We start from the raw sequence: 17,646 nt of genomic DNA on the forward strand, positions 1-17,646 counted from the left end.
CTTTCAAGCGCCGGACCCCGAAGCTGCCAGCATCTCGGCCCACATCCGGGGGAAGGCGGGCAGGGTCTTGGCGGTGGTCTCGATGTCGTCCACCTCGACGCCGGGGACCCGCAGCCCGATGATCGCCCCGGCGGTGGCCATCCGGTGATCGGCATAGGAGTACCAGGTGCCGCCGTGCAGCGGGGCCGCGGTGATCACCAGGCCGTCGGGGGTCTCGACGGCCTGGCCGCCGAGCCGGTTGATCTCGGTGGTCAGCGCCGCCAGCCGGTCGGTCTCGTGGCCGCGCAGATGCGCGATCCCGCGCAGCTGCGACACCGATCCCGGTTCGGCCAGTGCCGCCAGCGCCGCCACCGTCGGGGCGAGTTCACCCACCGCACGCAGATCCACGTCGAACCCGGGATAGGCCGACGGTCCGGCGACCTCGAGACCGGAGGAGGTCAGGCGCACCGTGGCTCCGGTCCTGCCGAAGATGTCGGTGATGGCCTCGCCCGGCTGCACCCCGGCCGCCGGCCACCCCTGCACGCGCACGGTGCCGCCGGTGACCACCGCCGCAGCCAGGAACGGGGTGGCGTTCGACAGGTCCGGTTCGATCTCCCAGTGCCGGGCCGCCGCCGGCCCGGGCAGCACCTGCCAGCGGTTGGCGGTGCTGTCGTCGACGCCGACTCCGGCCTGGCGCAGCATCGCCACCGTCATCGCAATGTGCGGCGCCGACGGCAGCGATGCACCGGTGTGCACCACGGTCAGCCCGGCGTCGAACGCCGCGGCGGTCAGCAGCAGTCCGGAGACGAACTGCGATGACGACGAGGCATCGATCTCCACGGTGCCGCCGGCGACCGCGCCGGCGCCGTGGATCGTGAACGGCAGGCCCTGCCCGTCGACGGCGATGCCCAGGTTGCGCATCGCGTCCAGCAGGGGCGTCATCGGCCGGGTCCGGGCCTGCTCGTCGCCGTCGAAGGTGACGGCGCCGCTGCCCAGCGCGGCCAGCGGCGGAACGAACCGCAGCACGGTGCCGGCCAGCCCGCAGTTCAATCGAGTGTCGGGCTCCGGGTCGAGGCGACCGCTGACCGTGACCTGGTGAGCCAATGCCTCGATCCGTAGGCCCAGCGCCCGCAACGCGTCGAGCATCAGGTCGGTGTCGCGGCTGCGCAGCGCTCCCGACAATGTCGAGACCCCGCCGCCGCGGGCGGCCGCCAGCGCTGCCAATACCAGTGCCCGGTTGGTCTGGGACTTCGATCCCGGTACCGCGACCGAGGCGTCGACGGGCGTGGTGGTGGTCGGCGCCGGCCAAGTCGTCACGGGTTTCATCCTGCCAGCGCCGGTGCTCACAGCAACCCCTAGGTTCTTTGCCGGTTGGCCGCTTTGCGTCACCCAACCGTTTACCTGGGGTGTTTACCATCGCTGGCATGGCTCTTGCGGCGGGCTCAGTTTTTGCTGAGTACACCATCCTCAAACTTCTCGGTGCGGGCGCGATGGGAAAGGTCTACCTCGCGCAGCACCCTCGGCTGCCTCGCCTGGAAGCGGTGAAGGTGCTGCGCCGTTCGCTGAGCGCCGACGAGGAGTATGAGGAGCGGTTCCGGCGCGAGGCCGAGGCCGCCTCGGTCCTGGTGCACCCCAACATCGTGGGGGTCTACGACCGCGGCGAGTACCGCGGTCGGCTGTGGATCGCGATGGAATTCGTTGACGGCGAGACACTCGGCGAGCTGATCTGCCGCCGATTCCCGGCCGGCATGCCCGCCGAGATCGCGCTCCCGATCCTGGCCAACATCGCCGACGCGCTCGACTACGCGCACCGCCAGGGGGTGGTGCACCGCGACGTCAAGCCCAGCAACATCCTGGTGCCGCTTCCCGAAGAGGGCAGCGAGGACGACCTGACGGCGGTGCTGGCCGACTTCGGCATCGCGCGGCAGCTCAGCGGCCCCACCGGGCTGACCGCGAGCAATCTGGCGATCGGCACCATCGCCTACGCCGCCCCCGAGCAGCTGATGGGCTCCGAAGGCCTCGAGCGCGCCGACCAGTACTCGCTGGCGGCCACCGCATTCCATGTGCTGACCGGCGTTCCGCCGTTCCAGCACGAGAACCCGGTAACCGTGATCAGCCATCATCTGAACACCCCACCGCCTCTGCTCAGCGATCGGCGCCCGGATCTGGAGGCGTTCGACGACGTGATGGCGGCGGCGCTGGCCAAGGATCCCGCCGAACGGTTCCGGACCTGCTCGGAATTCGTGACGGCGCTCTCGGAGCAACTCGGCCACCCGGATGCCGACGAGCCATCGGATGCGGCCAGCACGATGGTGCGCGGTATTCCGCGCCAGGCGTTTCCCGAGCCCCCGCCGAGCCGCCTGGCCCCGTTGGCCCAGCCGGCGATTCTGATACCGGTCGGCATTGTGGCGGTGGGCATTGTTGCCGCGATCGTCCCGCATCTGCTGGGCAGGATCCCGGCCGAAAACGCCTCTGCCGCAGTGACGGCGCCCGCCGCCGTGGTGGCCACGCCGATCGCGGCTCCGGAGTTCGACGGAACCTATCGGGTGGACGCAAACCGGGCTGGGGAGAAGTACAACGGCGTGCCCAATCCCCACCCGCCCAACGTCAGCACCTGGTGGGCCGTGAAGTCGACGTGCGACAGCACCGAGTGCACCGCCACCGCGACCATGCTCGACATCAAGGATCACCACAAGGCGGTGAAGCTGCCCGACGGCGGCTCGGACATGACTCTGGAGTACCGCGACGGTGCCTGGCATTCTCGGCCGCAGAAGCTCGATGCCGCCTGCGTGAGCGCCAGCGGTCAGCCGGGCACCCAGACCACCCTGCAGGAGTTGACGCTGGAGCCGACCATCCCCGGTGTCATGCACGGCGCGATGGTCGCCACGGTCGAGACCAACGAGTGCGGCCAGCGCGGTGCCCAGGTCTGGGTTCCGGTGGTGGTCAGTCGCTTCGGCGACATACCGGCGGGCATCGATCCGTCGGTCGATGCCGCCAAACCGATCAAGCCGGTCAAGCCGGCCTGAGTAGGTGACTCTTTAGGCATTGGGCCTATGTTACTTTCGGAAAATTCAAAGTTGCCCGAAAGTTTTGGAGCGCAAAGCCATGCCATCCCCCCGTAGTGCCTGCTCGACTATCGGTGCGGTCATGGTCGGTCTGATCGGTGTCGCGCCGGTGGCCCAGCCCGATGCTTCGGCGGGCGCGGTCTCGCGGGCCTTCACCACGGCGTCTTCGCTGGGCGGCGGCACGGCGTTCATCATCGGTGGCAGCAGCCTGGCCACCCCCGGTCCGTCCTATGTGGAGGCGGTCAAAGACCTGTACCTGGCGCCGCACGGCTTCACCGGCACCACGCAGGCGGTGACCACCCCCGAACAGCTCTACCCGTTCCTGGGCCCGTTCGGCGGAAAGCTCGACGATTCGCTCGCACAGGGCCGGCAGAACCTCTTCGACGCGATCATGGCGCCGTACCACAATGGCGAACTCAGTGCCGAGAACCCCGCGGTGGTGTTCGGCTGGTCGCAGGGCGCCATCGTCGAGACGCTGCTGCAGTATCAGCTCGCCGATGCCGGAGTGCCCAGTGACAACGTGCATTTCGTGATGGTCGGTGATGTCAGTGCGCCCAACGGCGGGATGCTTGAGCGGTTCAACCTGCCGGACGACTCGCAGCCCACCCTGCCCAGCCTGGGTATCACGTTCAGCGGCGCCGGGGCGTCGGATCTGTACCCGGCCGAGATCTACACCCGGGAGTACGACGGGTTCGCCGACTTCCCGCAGTACCCGCTGAACTTCTTGTCGGTGCTCAACGCGATCATGGGAATCGCCTTCCAGCACACCACTTATCTGGGGCTGACATCCGAGCAGATCGCCGATGCGGTGCTGTTGCCGACCGCCGGTGATTCGCTGACCGACTACTACATGATTCCGGCCGGCGGGCTGCCGCTGCTGTATCCGTTGTTGTTCTTCGGCAATGGGGGACAGGCGCTCTACGATCTGCTTGAACCGGTCACCAGGATCCTGGTGAATCTGGGTTACGGCAACATCGAGCACGGCTGGAGCCAGGGCCCCGCCGACGTGGCGACGCCGCTGGGGTTCATGCCGGACTCGGCGACCATGACCGCACTCCTGCAGCAACTTCCCGACGCGTTGAACAATGGTGTGCAGCAAGGCATTACGGCATTCGTCAACGACATCTTCCACCCCAGCGACACCCCACCGGCATTCTTGACCGAGTTGGAGAGTTCCATCAACGCGATCTCGGACACTCAGCTGGCTCAGTTCTTCTCCTACTTCCCCACGGAGCAGGATCTCTTCGGCACGTTCCCGCCGCACACCGGTATCCCTTTCCTGGACGTGGGCACAGCACTGCTGTTCAATCTGCCGCAGGTCAACTACGACATCTTCAGCTCAGAACTGGCCGGCGGCAACATCTTCGACGCCATCGGCACCATGCTGGCCTTCGACGCCGGGATCCTGCCGCTGGCCCTGCTGGGCGCAGTGATCTGACTCGGGGCTGCTACCCGGCGCTGGGCGGCCGGTTCATCACCCGGTGGCGGTAGCCGTAGCGGGGCACGAACCGCATACCGCTGGCCCCGGCGGCTGCACTGGCCCCGGGCAGACCGGCCATTCCTGCCATGCCGGCCATTCCGGCCCGCGGCGTCACGCCGGCTTCCGAGGCGGCTGTCGCTGCGATCCGGCTGGACACCAGGGTGGCCGCGGACGGATTGGCCGAAGCAGGCGTGACGGGCCAGCTCTGCGGCACCGACAAGGCGCCGATCTTGATGCCCTTGCTCAGGGCCGCCGACGGCGTAGCGGCCCCGAAACCCGGCGTCTGGACAGCTGCGGTGCCCACCTTCGCGGCCTCGGCGACCGGCGCCAACGTTGCCAGGAAGGCCTTGGAGTCGGCTATGGCCGGGCCGGACACCTCCCAGCCGTTGAGTCCCTGGCCGACGCTGTCGCTGATCCGGAAGACCCCCATGGCCGAGTTGGCTAGGCGGGTGTAGGTCGTCAGCTGATTGACCCACTGTTGCATGACGGCCGTGGTAGGTGGCACGGTGCTGCCCCCCGGCGCGACCGGCGACCCGGTTGCGGCGCCCGCCTGCGTGAGCGACTGCGCCGTGGTCAGCGATTGCGATGCCGCGGAGTTGCCGATGGCCTGGGTGGTTGCGGTGGCCTGCCCGGCGGGCCCAGCCGGATTGGTGGTCTGCGGCGGCGAGGTGAACTCCGACAGTTGAGTTGCCGCCGCGGAACCACCCGCATAGGCATACATCGCGGTGGCGTCCTGTGCCCACATCGCCGCGTAGTGGGCCTCGGTCGCCGCGATGGCCGGGGTGTTCTGGCCGAAGAAGTTGGTGGCGATCAGGGCCATCAGCTGCATCCGGTTGGCCAGCACCACCGGGGGCGGAACGGTCATCGCGAACGCGGCCTCGAACGCGGCCGCGGCGGCCTTGGCCTGGCTGGCTGCCAGTTCGGCCTGCGCGGCGGTGGTTTTGAACCAGGTGGTGAACGGCAGCGCCGCGGCCGCCATGGCGGTGGCCGACGGCCCGCGCCACGGACCGCTGGTCAGATCCGCGATCGTCATGTCCACCGCCGCAGCGGTCACGCTCAGTTCCTGGGCCAACACGTCCCAGGCTCCCGCAGCTGCCAACAGTGGGCCGGAACCCGCGCCCGTGTACATGCGCGTGGAATTGATCTCCGGTGGCAGTGCCCCGTAGTCGATCACTTGGCCCCTTGGTGCTATCCGCCGAAGGGCCGACGAGGCATGACCGTCAACGCGGTGCCGTAACGCGGCCCGCCGAACCCGCGGAAACCGGCGCCGGCCGCGCCAGCGGCGGGAACTCCGGGCATTCCGGCCATACCGGGCATGCCCGCCGGCGGCGCCATCGGGGTGGTGCCGAGGATTCCGGCGGCCGACGGGACCGTGGCGGCCGGACCGACCGGAACCCACGAGCCGCCGGAGACCGGGCCCAACGTGGACGCCGCCGGCATCGGTGGGACCCAACTCGTCGGAACCGAAAGTCCGCCGATCGCGCCGGCGCCGCCCAGGTTCGCCGCGGCACCCGCGGCACCCGAGGCAGCGCTCGCGGCGCCGCTCGCAGCGCCGCTCGCGGCACTGGAGGCGCCCTTCATGGCGTCGGCCCCCAACTTCTGCAGGCCGAGCACACCGCTGACACCACGCCAGACCGCACAGATGTTGTTCGACTGCAGGTTCGACCCGGTCACCAGCTGGGTCATCAGCTGGTTGCTCAGGTTGTAGTTCGGGTCGTTGAGGATGTCCTGCGCCGGGTTGCCAGTGCTCTCGGCCGAATTGGCGGTCAGCGAGCTGAACAGGTTCTGCAGCGTGCTGGACGCCTTGGTGGCCGAGGCTCCGCTGGTCGCCTGGGCTACCGCGGCGCCGGTGGAGTCGCCCGGGTTGGTCGGGTTCGGCGGCGTGGTGAAGTCGCTCAGCTTGCTGGCCGCCGCGGACTGGGCGTGGTAGCCGTACATCGCGAGGGTGTCCTGCGCCCACATCTCGCCGTGCTCAGCCTCGGTGGCCGCGATCGACGGGGTGTTCTGCCCGAGGATGTTCGTGGACACCAGCTGCTGGAGCAGCTGACGGTTGGCGGTCACCGCCGTCGGCGGCACGATCGTGGCGCGTGCCGTCTCGTAGGCGCCCGCGGCGGCCCGGCCCTGGCCGGCGGCCTGCTCGGCCTGCGCGGCGGTCAGCTCCATCCAGGCCACATACGGTGCCGCGGCGGTCGCCATCGTCGCCGACGCCGACCCCAACCACTCCTCGGTGGTGAGTTGGCTGATGACCGCACGGTAGGACGCCGCAACGGATTTCAGCTCGGCGGCCAGTGCGCTCCAGGCCGAGGATGCCACCGTCATCGGTTCCGAGCCGGGGCCGGAGTAGATCTTGGTGGAGGTCACCTCGGGCGGTGAACTCAAGTAGTCCATCGTCGTGTCCTAACCGGCCGCGGCTGCGTTGGCAGCCTCAGTGGCGGCGTACGCGTTGGCGCCGTTGCTCAGCGCGTTCACGAACATCTCGTGCACGGCTGCGGCCTGGGCACTGACCATCTGGTAGGCCTGGGCGTGTGCGGCGAACTGCGCCGCCGTCAGTGCCGAGACCTCGTCTGCGGCGGCGGGGATGACGCCGGTGGTGGGTGCGGCTGCTGCTGCGCTGTGGGCTGCCATCGACGAACCGATGGTCCGCAGGCTGGCGACGGCCGCCATCAGGGCTTCGGGCTGTGTCGTTACGAACGACATGACGCTCCTCGTACAGTCCTCGACGTTGTGGGCTTCCCACCGGGAGGCGGGTCGCACTGCGCTTTGGGCGCACCACCGACGCTAGGCGATCTGAACGCCACGTCCCAGCCACGAAGGGGCCTTTTCGGAGAGTGTCAGCAGTTGTTCACCGACCGTTCGGAACCGCATCCGGATCATTCACCGAAACACCCCTGGCCGTTCAGTTCTCATCACCGCGAGTTCATCTTTCGTTCATCGAGCCAGCCAGCAGCCGGAGCGTGGATTCACGCTCCGGAGCGGTTGCCGGATCGCTGCCCCGCCGGGTCGAGGCGACCGGGTTGAGCATCACCTCGTCGACCTCGAAGCGGGCCGCCAACTCTCGCAGCTGCGCCATCGCCTCGGCCGGCGTAGCCACCACGGCGCGTTCCAGTTCGGCCTGGGCGATCTGGCTCTGCTGTGCGGTCAGTGAGGTGTGCCCGGCGTCGTCGGCCAGGTCCAGCCTGCCCGCCGGAGCGCCGTCGACGGCCTGGGCTTGCAATTGCAGGTGGGGGAGAGCCAAAGTCATTGCTTCCGAACGGGTTTCGGCGACAACCGTGTTGACGGTCACAATGCACACCGGTTCGTGTGCCGTCTCACTCGGCACGAACTGCGACCGGTAGAGCGCGAGTGCCTCGGCGGTGTGCTGACCGAACAGATGGTGGCCGAACACGTACGGCAGACCCTTGGCCGCGGCCACTTGCGCCGAGTACAACGAAGAGCCCAACACGAACACCCGCGGCGTCGTCAGCGCCCGCGGCGTCGAGCGCAGGACGTACTGGCGGTCGGGCAGTTGAACCGACACCCCGGCGGGGCCCAGCAGGCCGATCACGTCGTCGAGATGGTCTGGGAACGCATCGATATCACGATCGCTGCGACCGACCGGTCCGCGCAGCACCATCGACGTCACCGGGTCGGCTCCGGCGGCCCGGCCGATGCCCAGATCGACGCGGCCCGGGTAGGCCGCCTCCAGCAGCGCGAACTGCTCGGCCACCGCCAGTGGTGCGTGGTTGGGCAGCATCACCCCGCCTGAGCCGATCCGCAGCCGCGAAGTGGCCGCGCCGATCATCGCGATCAGAACGGCCGGGCTGGTCGCGGCCACCGACGCCACGTTGTGATGCTCGGCGACCCAGTACCGGGTGTAGCCCAAATCGTCGGCCAGGGCCGCCAGGCGCATCGACGCGGCCAGCGCGTCCGCGCTGGACTGGTCGGTGCGTACCGGTGCGAGGTCGAGCACTGAGAGGCGCACAGCGGCGATCTTGCCATCGCGGGCGGGCCGTCGCCGGGCGTACACCGGGTGTTCGGATTTCGTTAACCGGAATCGCGCACAGTGGGACGCGATGAGCACCGACACCGTCCCGGGGGCCCCGCCGCCCGAGCCGTGGGATATCGGCCGTCCACAGCCGGCGGTACAGCAGCTGGTGGCCTACGGCGCGCTGCGCGGAGAGGTGCTCGATCCCGGAACCGGCTCCGGTCACCACGCGATTCACTATGCCGCCCACGGCTATTCGACGACCGGAATCGATCTTTCGCCAGCCGCGATCACACAAGCGCAACACAATGCCGCGCACGCGGGTGTCACGGTGAACTTCCAGGTCGCCGATGCCGTCGAGCTTGCCGGATTCGACGGCCGTTTCGACACCGTCGTCGACAGCGCCTTCTATCACCTGTTCCAGGACGACGAGGAGACCCAACTGCGCTATGCGCGCAATCTGCATCGGGCCACCAAACCCCAGGCGCGGTTGTTCATGTTCGAAGCCGGACGGCACAACATCAACGGCTGGCAGTTGGATGGCCCCGATCCCGAGCGATTCGGCCCGCTGCTCGCCGAGGCGGGGTGGCGGATCGACCACATCGGAACCACCGCCTATCAGGGCAGCTTCGACCCCAACTCGTTCACCGAGATGATCTCGGTGATGGAGGCGCTGGGACGCGAGGACCTGCTCGACGGCGTTCGTGCGCTGCAGCAGAGGTATCAGATCCTGCAACCGCTGCTGGTGGACAACGTGATCCACATGCCGTTCTGGGCGGTGGCCGCCACCCGGGTCGGATAGCCGGCCGCATTTTCTTACTGATCTCTCAATTTTCGGGGCCGGATCTGGGCCCGTTTCTGTCGGTCGGTCGCACTAGTGTTCGATATGTGGGTAGGGATGCGATGGCGGATCGGGAGCGGATCGGTGCTGCTCTGAACGCGATCGAGGCCGGCCACGCGGTGTTGGAGGACTGCTGCTTCGACGCGTTGAGTGCGCAGGAGTTGATGGAGGTGCTGGCCCGCCGGGAGGCGGTGGCGTGGCGGGCGCCGGTGGTCGATCACCAGATCCTGGCGCGGCTGGCCATCGAGGATGTGTCGGGGCTGTTGGGGGCCGCCTCGCTGCCCAAGGCCTTGCGTGAGCGGCTGCGGATCAGTGCTGCGGTGGCGCGGCGGCGGGTCGCCGAGGCCGCCGATCTGGGTCCGCGCACCGCAGTCTCCGGGGAACCCCTGGCGCCGGTGCTACCGGAGCTGGCGGCCGCGCAGGCCGGCGGTCGGGTGGGTCCCGAGCATGTGGTGATCGCCCGCAAGACCATGGCCAAGATCCCGGCGGCGGTGCCTGCCGCCGATCGGGAGCGCGCCGAAGCCGACCTGGCGGTGTTGGCCGGACAGTTCGACCCGGAAACCTTCCAACAGTTGGCTGATCGTCTGCTGATGCTGCTGAATCAGGATGGGCAGTTCAGCGACGCCGAACGCCAGGCCCACCGCAGCCTGCGCCTGGGCCGCCAAGGCACGGATGGGATGAGCACCCTGTCAGGCAAGATCACCCCGGAGCTGCGGGCCACCCTGGAACCGATCCTGGCGAAACTGGCCGCACCCGGGATGTGCAACTCCGCTGATGAGCACCCCTGTGTCAGTGGGACACCCACCGCCGAGCAGATCGAGCGTGATGACCGCCGGCCCGATCAGCGGGCGCATGATGCGTTGCTGGCCGCGGCGCGGGCGGTGCTGGCGTGTGGGGATCTCGGCCAGCTCAACGGGCTGCCGGTCACCGTGATCGTCTCCACCACTCTGGCCGAGTTGCAGGCCGCCACCGGCAAGGCCCATACCGCCGGTGGCTCCCTGCTGCCGATGGGTGACCTACTGCGGATGGCTTCGCATGCCCACCACTACCTGAGCATCTTCGACGGGAAAGGCCGGGCCCTGTGGCTGGGGCGGACCAAACGCCTGGCCACCGGCGATCAGCGCATCGTGCTGCACGCCCGCGACCGCGGCTGCACCTGCCCGGGCTGCACAGTCCCGGGATATCTGACCCAGGCCCATCACATGCACGAATGGGGCGACAACGGCCACACCGACATCGACGAGCTGACCCTGGCATGTGCTCCGGACAATCGGATGGCCACCGAACAAGGCTGGACTACCCAACTGGGCGAGACCGGCCGCGTCGAATGGTTCCCACCACCGGCACTCGATCGCGGCCAACCCCGCACCAACCCCTACCACTTCATCGAAACCATCATCGATACCCCGCTCCGGCGACCGCGCGATACCGAACAGCCGCCGCCGAATGACCCCGAGCCGGACTGGCCCGAACAATGGCCCGACGACGAATCCTGGCCGGATGGCCCCCAGCCCGGTGACTTCGACTATGACGCCGCCCTCGAAGACCTCAGACGCGACTACGACCTCACCAACCTTGAGGAGCTCGCCGCACGACACTTCCCGTAGGTGAGACGAGTTCCGGGTTCATAGCTGCGGCTGTCACCATGAAGGAATGTGCGGGCGCTTCGCGGTAACCACCGACCCGGCGTTGCTGGCCGAGGAGATCGATGCGATCAACGAGGTGCCGGCCGACCAATCGCCGCTGAGCTATAACGTCGCCCCGACTGACAGCGTCGCGACCGTGGTCAGCCGGCACGCACACCCCGATGATGAACCCAGCCGCCGGATTCGGCTGATGCGGTGGGGGCTGGTGCCGCCGTGGACCAAGCCGGGCCCGGACGGCGCACCCGCAAAAGGTGGGCCGCTGCTGATCAACGCCCGCGCCGACAAGGTCACCACCTCGCCGGCGTACCGCTCGGCCGCCGAGCATCGGCGCTGCCTGGTGCCGATGGACGGCTACTACGAGTGGCGACCCGCCAATGCGGAGTCACCCAAGACCCCGTTCTACTTCCACCGCGACGGCGCGATGCTGTTCGCAGCCGGGCTGTGGTCGGTGTGGCGGCCGGACCGGCGATTCGACCCGCTGCTCAGCGTCACCATCATCACCACCGAAGCGGTCGGGGAGCTCGCCACGATTCACCACCGGATGCCGTTGTTGCTGCCCGAAAACCGTTGGGACCGTTGGCTGGACCCCGACGCCCCGGCCGACACCGCATTACTGGCCGGCCCGCCGGACGTCACCGGAATCGAACTGCGTCAGGTCTCCACGCTGGTCAACAGTGTGCGCAACAACTCACCCGAGCTGATCGCGGCGGCTCCGTCGCAGCCCGAGCAGGCAACGCTGCTCTAACGCCCGACCAGACTGCGTCGCTCGGCGATGTACTCCTCGTCGGTGAGAATGCCGGCGTGGTGCAGTTCTGCCAGCTCGCGCAGCTCGATGTCGGCGCCCATCAGCATGCCGAAAACCGACTCCGCCGGCATCTCCGGCAGTGCCCCGGGCAGCTCTGGGGCCCCACGCTTGGCCGGTGGCGCAGTGATGCCTTTTGCCGTTGCGGGACGGGCCCGGCCGCTCGCCCGGCCTGCCAGGCCGGCCGCAGCGATCCCCACCGCCGGAATCACCGCCCCGCCGGCCGCCGCGGCGGGAACGGCGGACGCACCGCCGGAGGCGGCACTGGCCGCCAACGACATTCCGACCTGCGCGGCCATCTCCGGCGCCGCGGAAGCCCAGGCCAGCGGCACCGACAGCCCGCTGATGGAGGTCGCCGAGGCAAACTCGGCCGTCATCGGCAACGCCCCGGCCATCGCCGCCCGCAGCAGCGACTGGCCCACCTCGGCGGCGCCCATCGCATCGATCAGGAACGTGCCGAGCGCATCGATGCCGAACGTCCCAGCCGAGTCGACGACCAGTTCGACGCCGGCGATGGCCAGTTCGACCGCCGGTGTGCCGATCTCGGCAGCGCCGGCGCCGACGGCCTCCGCCAAACTCGTTGAGCCGGCCAGAGCCTGGGTGATCGCGGTGATGCCGTCGGAGCCCTGGCCCTCGACGGCGGTCGCGGCCGCCTGTCCCACCGCACCGGCCTGCGCGCCGGCGCCGGCCGGATCGGTGGTGCGCGGCGGCGCGGCGAACGGGGTGAGCCTGGTGGCGCTCGCAGCGCCGGCCGCGTAGCCGAACATGGCCGTGGCATCCTGCGCCCACATCCGGGCGTAGTCGGCTTCGGCGGCGGCGATCGCCGGTGCGTTCTGGCCGAGGAAGTTCGTCGCGACCAGGGTCATCAGCAGGGTGCGGTTTGCGGCGATCACCGGCGGCGGCACGGTCATGGAAAACGCCGTCTCGTAGGCGGTGGCGGCGGCCCTGGCCTGCAGCGCGGTTTCCTCGGCCTGGACTGCGGCGGCGCGCATCCACTGGGCATACGGCGCCGCCGCGGCGGCCATCGTCTGGGCGCTGGGACCTGTCCAGCTGGTGCACAGCTCGGCGAGTATCGATTCGTAGGCCAGGCCGGCGGAGTTCAGCTCGGCGCCGAGGGCGTCCCAGCACGAGGCGGCGGCCAGCATCGGGCCCGCGCCCGCGCCGGTATACATCCGGCCCGAGTTGACCTCCGGCGGCAAAAATGCGAAATCCATGGTGCTACCGCCCCAGCAGGCGCCGCTTCTCCTGGGTGAACTCCTCTTCGGTCAGAATCCCGGCATCCCGCAGGTCGGCCAGTTCCCGCAGTTCACCGGCGATCCGGGTGATCGGGCCGGTCAACGGCCGGGACTCCGGCTGCTTCGGCACGTCGGGACTCTTCGGCATCGGTCGGGGTCTCTTCGGGGCCTTGGCCGCCGAGGCCCCGGCTGCCTTCGGCGCCGTGCCGGCGCCGCGGGCCCGGCCGACTCCGGCGGTGGCCCGGCCGGCCAACCCGGCGGCGCCCATCGCGGCCAGCGGCAGCGCGGTGGCACTGGCCGCCACAGCGGGAAGGGCGCCTTCGGCAGCGGTCGGCAGCGCACCGCCGATCTGCTGGATCACGGTCGGGCTGGCGCTCGCCCAGGTCTGCGGCACCGACAGGCCGCTGAGCGTGGCGGCTTCACCCATCTCGGCTGCCACCGGACTGACCGCACTGGCCAGGGCCATCTCGGGTAGCAGTTCGCTCTCGATCTCGCCGACGCCGATCAGGTCGATGCCGAAGGTGCCGGCCGCATCGATGCCGAACGTGCCGGCCGAGTCGATGACGAAGGTGCCGAACAGGCTGGAAGCCAGCGCCGCATAGGAAGCGGCCAGACCGGGCTCCAGGGCCGCCGCCGAGCCGATCGAACCGGTCAGCGACGCATTCGAACCGGCCGCCGCCGAGCCCGGCGCGCTGAGCCCCTGCAAAACCTGGCTGATTGTCGACGTCACGTTGGTGGCCTGGCTACCGGCCGCGCCGGCGGTCGCCTGGCCCACCGCACCGGACTGGTTCGCAGCCCCGGCGGGGTTGGTGGTGCGCGGTGGTTGGGTGAGCGGGGCGAGGCGTGTCGCGGCGGCGGAGCCGGCGGCGTAGCCGTACATTGCCGAGGCGTCCTGCGCCCACATCTCGTAGTACGCGGCGTTGGTGGCGGCGATGGCGGCGGCGTTCTGGCCCAGGTAGTTGGTGGCCACCAACGTCATCAGCTGGGAGCGATTGGCGGTGACGACCTGCGGCGGAACGGTCGTGGAGAACGCCGAGCCATAGGCGGCGGCGGCGGTCCTGGCCTGCGAGGCGGTCTGTTCGGCCTGGGCCGCGGTGGCATGCATCCATTGGGCGTAGGGCGCGGCGGCAGCGGCCATTGCGGCGGCGCTCGGCCCGGCCCAACCGCCGGACAGCTCATCGATCACCGAGTCATAGGCCAGCGCGGCGGTGTTCAGTTCGGCGGCCAGTGCGCTCCACGCGGTGGCGGCGGCCAGCAGGGGTTCGGCACCGGCACCGGCGTGCATTCGGCTCGAGTTGATCTCGGGTGGAAGCGCAGCGAAATCCATTGCTAGACGGCCCGGTAGATGGCAGGCATGAGGAACCCTCCGAAGTCGGTTGCGGTGACGGTAGAACCTGAACTTGAAGTGAACCTGAAGACCGGTGTGACCTCCCGGTTCGGGCGTGATGGTGTTATCAATGGACCATGGCCGAATCCCGGTCCACCGAACGTCGCGGTGGCAGTTCCTTCAGCGTGGGAACCCCCCGGGTGCTGGTGGTGGAGGACTCCGAGACCATCCGCGAAATGGTGAGCGAGGCACTTTCGGATGCCGGCTACCTCACTGAGTCCCGGCCTGACGGTGACGGGCTGGAGCAGGCGCTGGACGGATTCCGGCCGGACCTGGTGGTGCTCGACGTGATGCTGCCCGGCCGCGATGGGTTCGCGTTGATGGAGGCCATTTTGAGCTGGGGGGAGGTGGGCGTGGTGCTGCTGACCGCCCGCGACGGCCTGCCCGACCGGTTGCGGGGGCTCGACGGCGGGGCAGACGACTATGTCGTCAAACCGTTCGAGCTCGCCGAACTGGTGTCGCGCGTCGGGGCGGTGCTGCGTCGGCGGGGCCGGATGCCGGCCGCCGTGCAGTTGGGCGACCTGATGGTCGACGTCGACGCCGGGGTCGCGTCGCGCGCCGGATCTCCGTTGGGTCTGACCGCCACCGAATTGCGGCTGCTGGTCTATCTCGTGGAGCAGCGGGGACGGATCGTCAGCACCGCGCAGATGCTCAACGCGGTGTGGGGGTATGAGGCCAATGACCCCAACCTGGTTCAGGTCCACATCAGCGGGCTGCGGCAGAAGCTCGAGGCGCACGGGCCACGGATTCTGCACACCGTGCGCGGTATCGGGTACCGCATCCAGCTCCAACAGGGCGCATGAGCGCCCGCACCGCGACACCGTCGCTGCGGCGCAGGCTGACCGTCACGGTGCTCGCCCTGCTCGCACTGCTGATGCTGACCATGGGGCTGGTGATCAACACCACCTTGACCACGGTGTCGGATCGCAGTCTGCACGAACGGCTTTCGGCGGCCACCGCCCGTGCCGACAGCCTGGCGGCGCGGGGGGCGACCGCTGAACAGCTGGCCGAGGAGCTCAACGGCGGTATCGTGGGAGCGCTGGTGGTCACCGCCGACGGGACCAGCTACGGCGATCCGGCCATCGAGCCCGACGCGACCACCGGATCGCGCATCGCGCCGCCGCCGCTGGAACCCGAAGAGACCGCCACGGTGCTGGTGCACCCGTTACCCGACGGTGCCCGGGTGATCCTGGTCGCCGACAGCACCGAATCCCGTGAGACGCTGCGCCGCTTGCGCCGATTGATGCTCGAGGCCGGGCTGGGGACCTTGGTGATCGCGGCGATGATGCTGGCCGGAGTGAGCCGGACCATGCTCGCGCCGCTGGACCGGCTCACCGACCTGGCCCGCGACATCACCACCGGAGACCGGGGGCGCCGACTGCGTCCCGACCGTCCGAAGACCGAACTCGGTCGCGCGGCAAGCGCTTTCGATGACATGCTCGATGAGCTGGAGGATTCCGAGGAGCGTGCTCGCAGCGCCGCCGAGAAGGCGCAGCGGGCCGAAGCGGCGGTTCGGCGTTTTCTCGCCGACGCCGCCCATGAGTTGCGTACCCCGATCGCAGGAATCCAGGCGGCCGCCGAACAGATCGCCGGCAACGTCGGCCACGCCCTCGGGCCCGACACCGCAGAACCGGAGGTGCTTCGTCAGCACCGCCGCGCCAGCCTCCTGCTCACCGAGGCCCGCCGAGCCACCCGGCTCGTCACCGACATGCTCGAGTTGAGCTACATAGACGCGGGGCTGCCGCTGGAGGTCAGGGACGTCGACCTGATCGGGCTCGTCGACACCCAGCTCGATCGCGCGACTCTGCTGGCCCCGCAGTTGCAGCTGACCCGCTCCGGGCTGGAAACCCTTACCGTGCAGGCGGATCCGACCAGGGTCGCGCAGATCCTGTCCAACCTGCTGGACAACGCGCGCCGCTACACTCCGCCCGGCGGCAGCATCGGCGTCGACGTGCAATGCCGGGCGGGTGCCGCCGAAATCACCGTCACCGACAGCGGAACCGGAATCGCTGCCGAGGATGCCGAGCGCATCTTCGATCGGCTGGTGCGCCTCGACACCGACCGGGGCCGTCAGCGCGGCGGGGCCGGCTTGGGCCTACCGATCGCCCGCGCATTGGCCGGTGCGCACGGTGGCCGGCTCAGCTGTGTCGCCCACGACCGCGGCGCCCGCTTCCTGCTGGTCCTGCCGTTGCGGGCGCAGCAGCCGGGCCCGGGCGATATTTCGGGCTGATCGCCGCGTCGGTGTGATCCGGCCTCAGGCCTGCACGTACCCCGGCGGGTTGACCTCGTCCACCCACAGGTCCACACCGAGCTCGCCGCCGGGTACGCAGTCATAGACCGACAGGTCGGTGACGCCGGACTCCATCAGGACGTCCTCGCACAGCACCGAGTTGCCGGTGTAGGACGTCGCCGGCCGGGTCAGGATCGCGTAGGCGGCGTCGGCATACACCTGCGGGGTGCGGGCACGGGCCATCGCCTCGTCGCCGCCGAGCAGGTTCTGCACCGCGGCGGTGGCGATCAGGGTTCGCGGCCACAGGGTGTTGGAGGCGATCTGATGCTCGCGCAGCTCTTCGGCCATGCCGAGCGCACACAGCGTCATCCCGAACTTGGCCATCATGTAGGCGGTCGGCTTGAGCCACTTGGATTCCAGCCGGATCGGCGGGGACAGCGTCAGGATGTGCGGGTTCTCCCGGCCGATCATGTGGGGGATGCAGGCCTGCGACACCGCGTAGGTACCGCGCACCTCAATGCCGTTCATCAGGTCGAAGCGCTTGAGCGGCACCTCCAGGATCGACCCGAGGTTGATCGCCGAGGCGTTGTTGACGCAGATGTCGATTCCGCCGAAACGCTCGACGGTCGCCGCCACCGCGCCGGCCACCGAATCGCCGTCGCGGATGTCGCCGACGATGGGCAGCGCCTGGCCGCCGGCCTCCTCGATCTCGGCCGCCGCGGTGTAGATGGTGCCATCCAGCTTGGGATGCGGCTCGGCGGTCTTGGCGATCAGCGCGACGTTGGCGCCGTCCGCGGCGGCCCGCTTGGCGATGGCCAGGCCGATACCGCGGCTGGCGCCCGAGATGAACATGGTCTTGCCGGAAAGGGGTGCGGTGTTGGGCATAGCGGTCAGCCTATGCCGAGACTCCCTCGGCTCGCACCGGCCGGTTCGCAAACGCCCGAGATCCGCCGGGAGGAATGACGAATCCAGAGGAATTCATTATGAATGAAATTGTGTCGATATATATCGATTAAT

General features: G+C 69.2%; 15 protein-coding genes. 7 read left to right on the plus strand and 8 right to left on the minus strand.

What is annotated here, in order from left to right; genetic code table 11:
- Positions 1–3: 3 nt before the first annotated feature.
- Positions 4–1,296, minus strand: a complete 1,293-nt coding sequence (gene aroA, locus K6T84_RS04575) for a 3-phosphoshikimate 1-carboxyvinyltransferase (RefSeq protein WP_225396818.1) — start codon at positions 1,294–1,296, stop codon at positions 4–6.
- 107 nt (positions 1,297–1,403) lie between these two features.
- On the opposite strand from aroA, the gene K6T84_RS04580 reads away from it, so the two are divergent.
- Both K6T84_RS04580 and K6T84_RS04585 read left to right on the plus strand, forming a co-directional pair.
- Positions 1,404–3,005: a serine/threonine-protein kinase gene (locus K6T84_RS04580; RefSeq protein WP_225400459.1), complete on the plus strand. Its 1,602-nt coding sequence runs from the start codon at positions 1,404–1,406 to the stop codon at positions 3,003–3,005.
- Positions 3,006–3,126: 121 nt separating this feature from the next.
- Positions 3,127–4,482, plus strand: coding sequence for a PE-PPE domain-containing protein (locus K6T84_RS04585; protein ID WP_224861905.1), 1,356 nt, complete (start codon positions 3,127–3,129; stop codon positions 4,480–4,482).
- 10 nt (positions 4,483–4,492) lie between these two features.
- Here K6T84_RS04585 and K6T84_RS04590 read toward each other — a convergent pair whose 3' ends face one another.
- The 4 genes from K6T84_RS04590 to K6T84_RS04605 all read right to left on the minus strand — a co-directional run bounded on the left by K6T84_RS04590 (position 4,493) and on the right by K6T84_RS04605 (position 8,485).
- Complete coding sequence (locus K6T84_RS04590) at positions 4,493–5,695, minus strand: PPE family protein (protein ID WP_225402041.1); 1,203 nt, start codon at positions 5,693–5,695, stop codon at positions 4,493–4,495.
- Between the two features lie 17 nt (positions 5,696–5,712).
- Complete coding sequence (locus tag K6T84_RS04595; RefSeq protein ID WP_224861903.1) at positions 5,713–6,912, minus strand: PPE family protein; 1,200 nt, start codon at positions 6,910–6,912, stop codon at positions 5,713–5,715.
- A 9-nt stretch (positions 6,913–6,921) separates the two neighbouring features.
- A complete protein-coding gene (locus K6T84_RS04600; RefSeq protein ID WP_224861901.1) occupies positions 6,922–7,221 on the minus strand; it encodes a PE family protein in 300 nt (99 codons plus the stop codon).
- A 220-nt stretch (positions 7,222–7,441) separates the two neighbouring features.
- Entirely contained in the window at positions 7,442–8,485 is a 1,044-nt protein-coding gene (locus K6T84_RS04605; protein ID WP_225400458.1) for an LLM class flavin-dependent oxidoreductase, read from the minus strand.
- Positions 8,486–8,576: 91 nt separating this feature from the next.
- On the opposite strand from K6T84_RS04605, the gene K6T84_RS04610 reads away from it, so the two are divergent.
- The 3 genes from K6T84_RS04610 (at position 8,577) to K6T84_RS04620 (ending at position 11,720) form a co-directional block, all read left to right on the plus strand.
- Positions 8,577–9,290, plus strand: a complete 714-nt coding sequence (locus tag K6T84_RS04610) for a class I SAM-dependent methyltransferase (protein ID WP_224861897.1) — start codon at positions 8,577–8,579, stop codon at positions 9,288–9,290.
- Positions 9,291–9,376: 86 nt separating this feature from the next.
- Positions 9,377–10,936 carry an HNH endonuclease signature motif containing protein gene (locus K6T84_RS04615; protein ID WP_224861896.1) on the plus strand — a complete coding sequence of 520 codons (1,560 nt, stop codon included), beginning with the start codon at positions 9,377–9,379 and terminating at the stop codon, positions 10,934–10,936.
- 46 nt (positions 10,937–10,982) lie between these two features.
- Positions 10,983–11,720: an SOS response-associated peptidase gene (locus K6T84_RS04620; RefSeq protein ID WP_225400457.1), complete on the plus strand. Its 738-nt coding sequence runs from the start codon at positions 10,983–10,985 to the stop codon at positions 11,718–11,720.
- On the opposite strand, the gene K6T84_RS04625 is transcribed toward K6T84_RS04620, so the two are convergent.
- Both K6T84_RS04625 and K6T84_RS04630 read right to left on the minus strand, forming a co-directional pair.
- Positions 11,717–12,991 carry a PPE domain-containing protein gene (locus K6T84_RS04625; protein WP_304621272.1) on the minus strand — a complete coding sequence of 425 codons (1,275 nt, stop codon included), beginning with the start codon at positions 12,989–12,991 and terminating at the stop codon, positions 11,717–11,719. The two genes, K6T84_RS04620 and K6T84_RS04625, sit on opposite strands and share 4 nt — an antisense overlap.
- Positions 12,992–12,995: 4 nt before the next feature.
- Positions 12,996–14,339, minus strand: coding sequence for a PPE domain-containing protein (locus K6T84_RS04630; protein WP_224861892.1), 1,344 nt, complete (start codon positions 14,337–14,339; stop codon positions 12,996–12,998).
- Positions 14,340–14,476: 137 nt separating this feature from the next.
- On the opposite strand from K6T84_RS04630, the gene K6T84_RS04635 reads away from it, so the two are divergent.
- Positions 14,477–15,202, plus strand: a complete 726-nt coding sequence (locus K6T84_RS04635; protein ID WP_225400456.1) for a response regulator transcription factor — start codon at positions 14,477–14,479, stop codon at positions 15,200–15,202.
- Complete coding sequence (locus tag K6T84_RS04640; protein ID WP_225400455.1) at positions 15,199–16,629, plus strand: sensor histidine kinase; 1,431 nt, start codon at positions 15,199–15,201, stop codon at positions 16,627–16,629. Before K6T84_RS04635 ends, K6T84_RS04640 begins: the two co-directional genes overlap by 4 nt.
- A 24-nt stretch (positions 16,630–16,653) precedes the next feature.
- On the opposite strand, the gene K6T84_RS04645 is transcribed toward K6T84_RS04640, so the two are convergent.
- Complete coding sequence (locus K6T84_RS04645) at positions 16,654–17,514, minus strand: SDR family oxidoreductase (protein WP_225400454.1); 861 nt, start codon at positions 17,512–17,514, stop codon at positions 16,654–16,656.
- Positions 17,515–17,646 lie beyond the last annotated feature (132 nt).

The sequence above is a fragment of the Mycobacterium zoologicum genome (assembly GCF_020181635.2).
GTDB classification, from domain to species: Bacteria; Actinomycetota; Actinomycetes; order Mycobacteriales; family Mycobacteriaceae; genus Mycobacterium; species Mycobacterium zoologicum.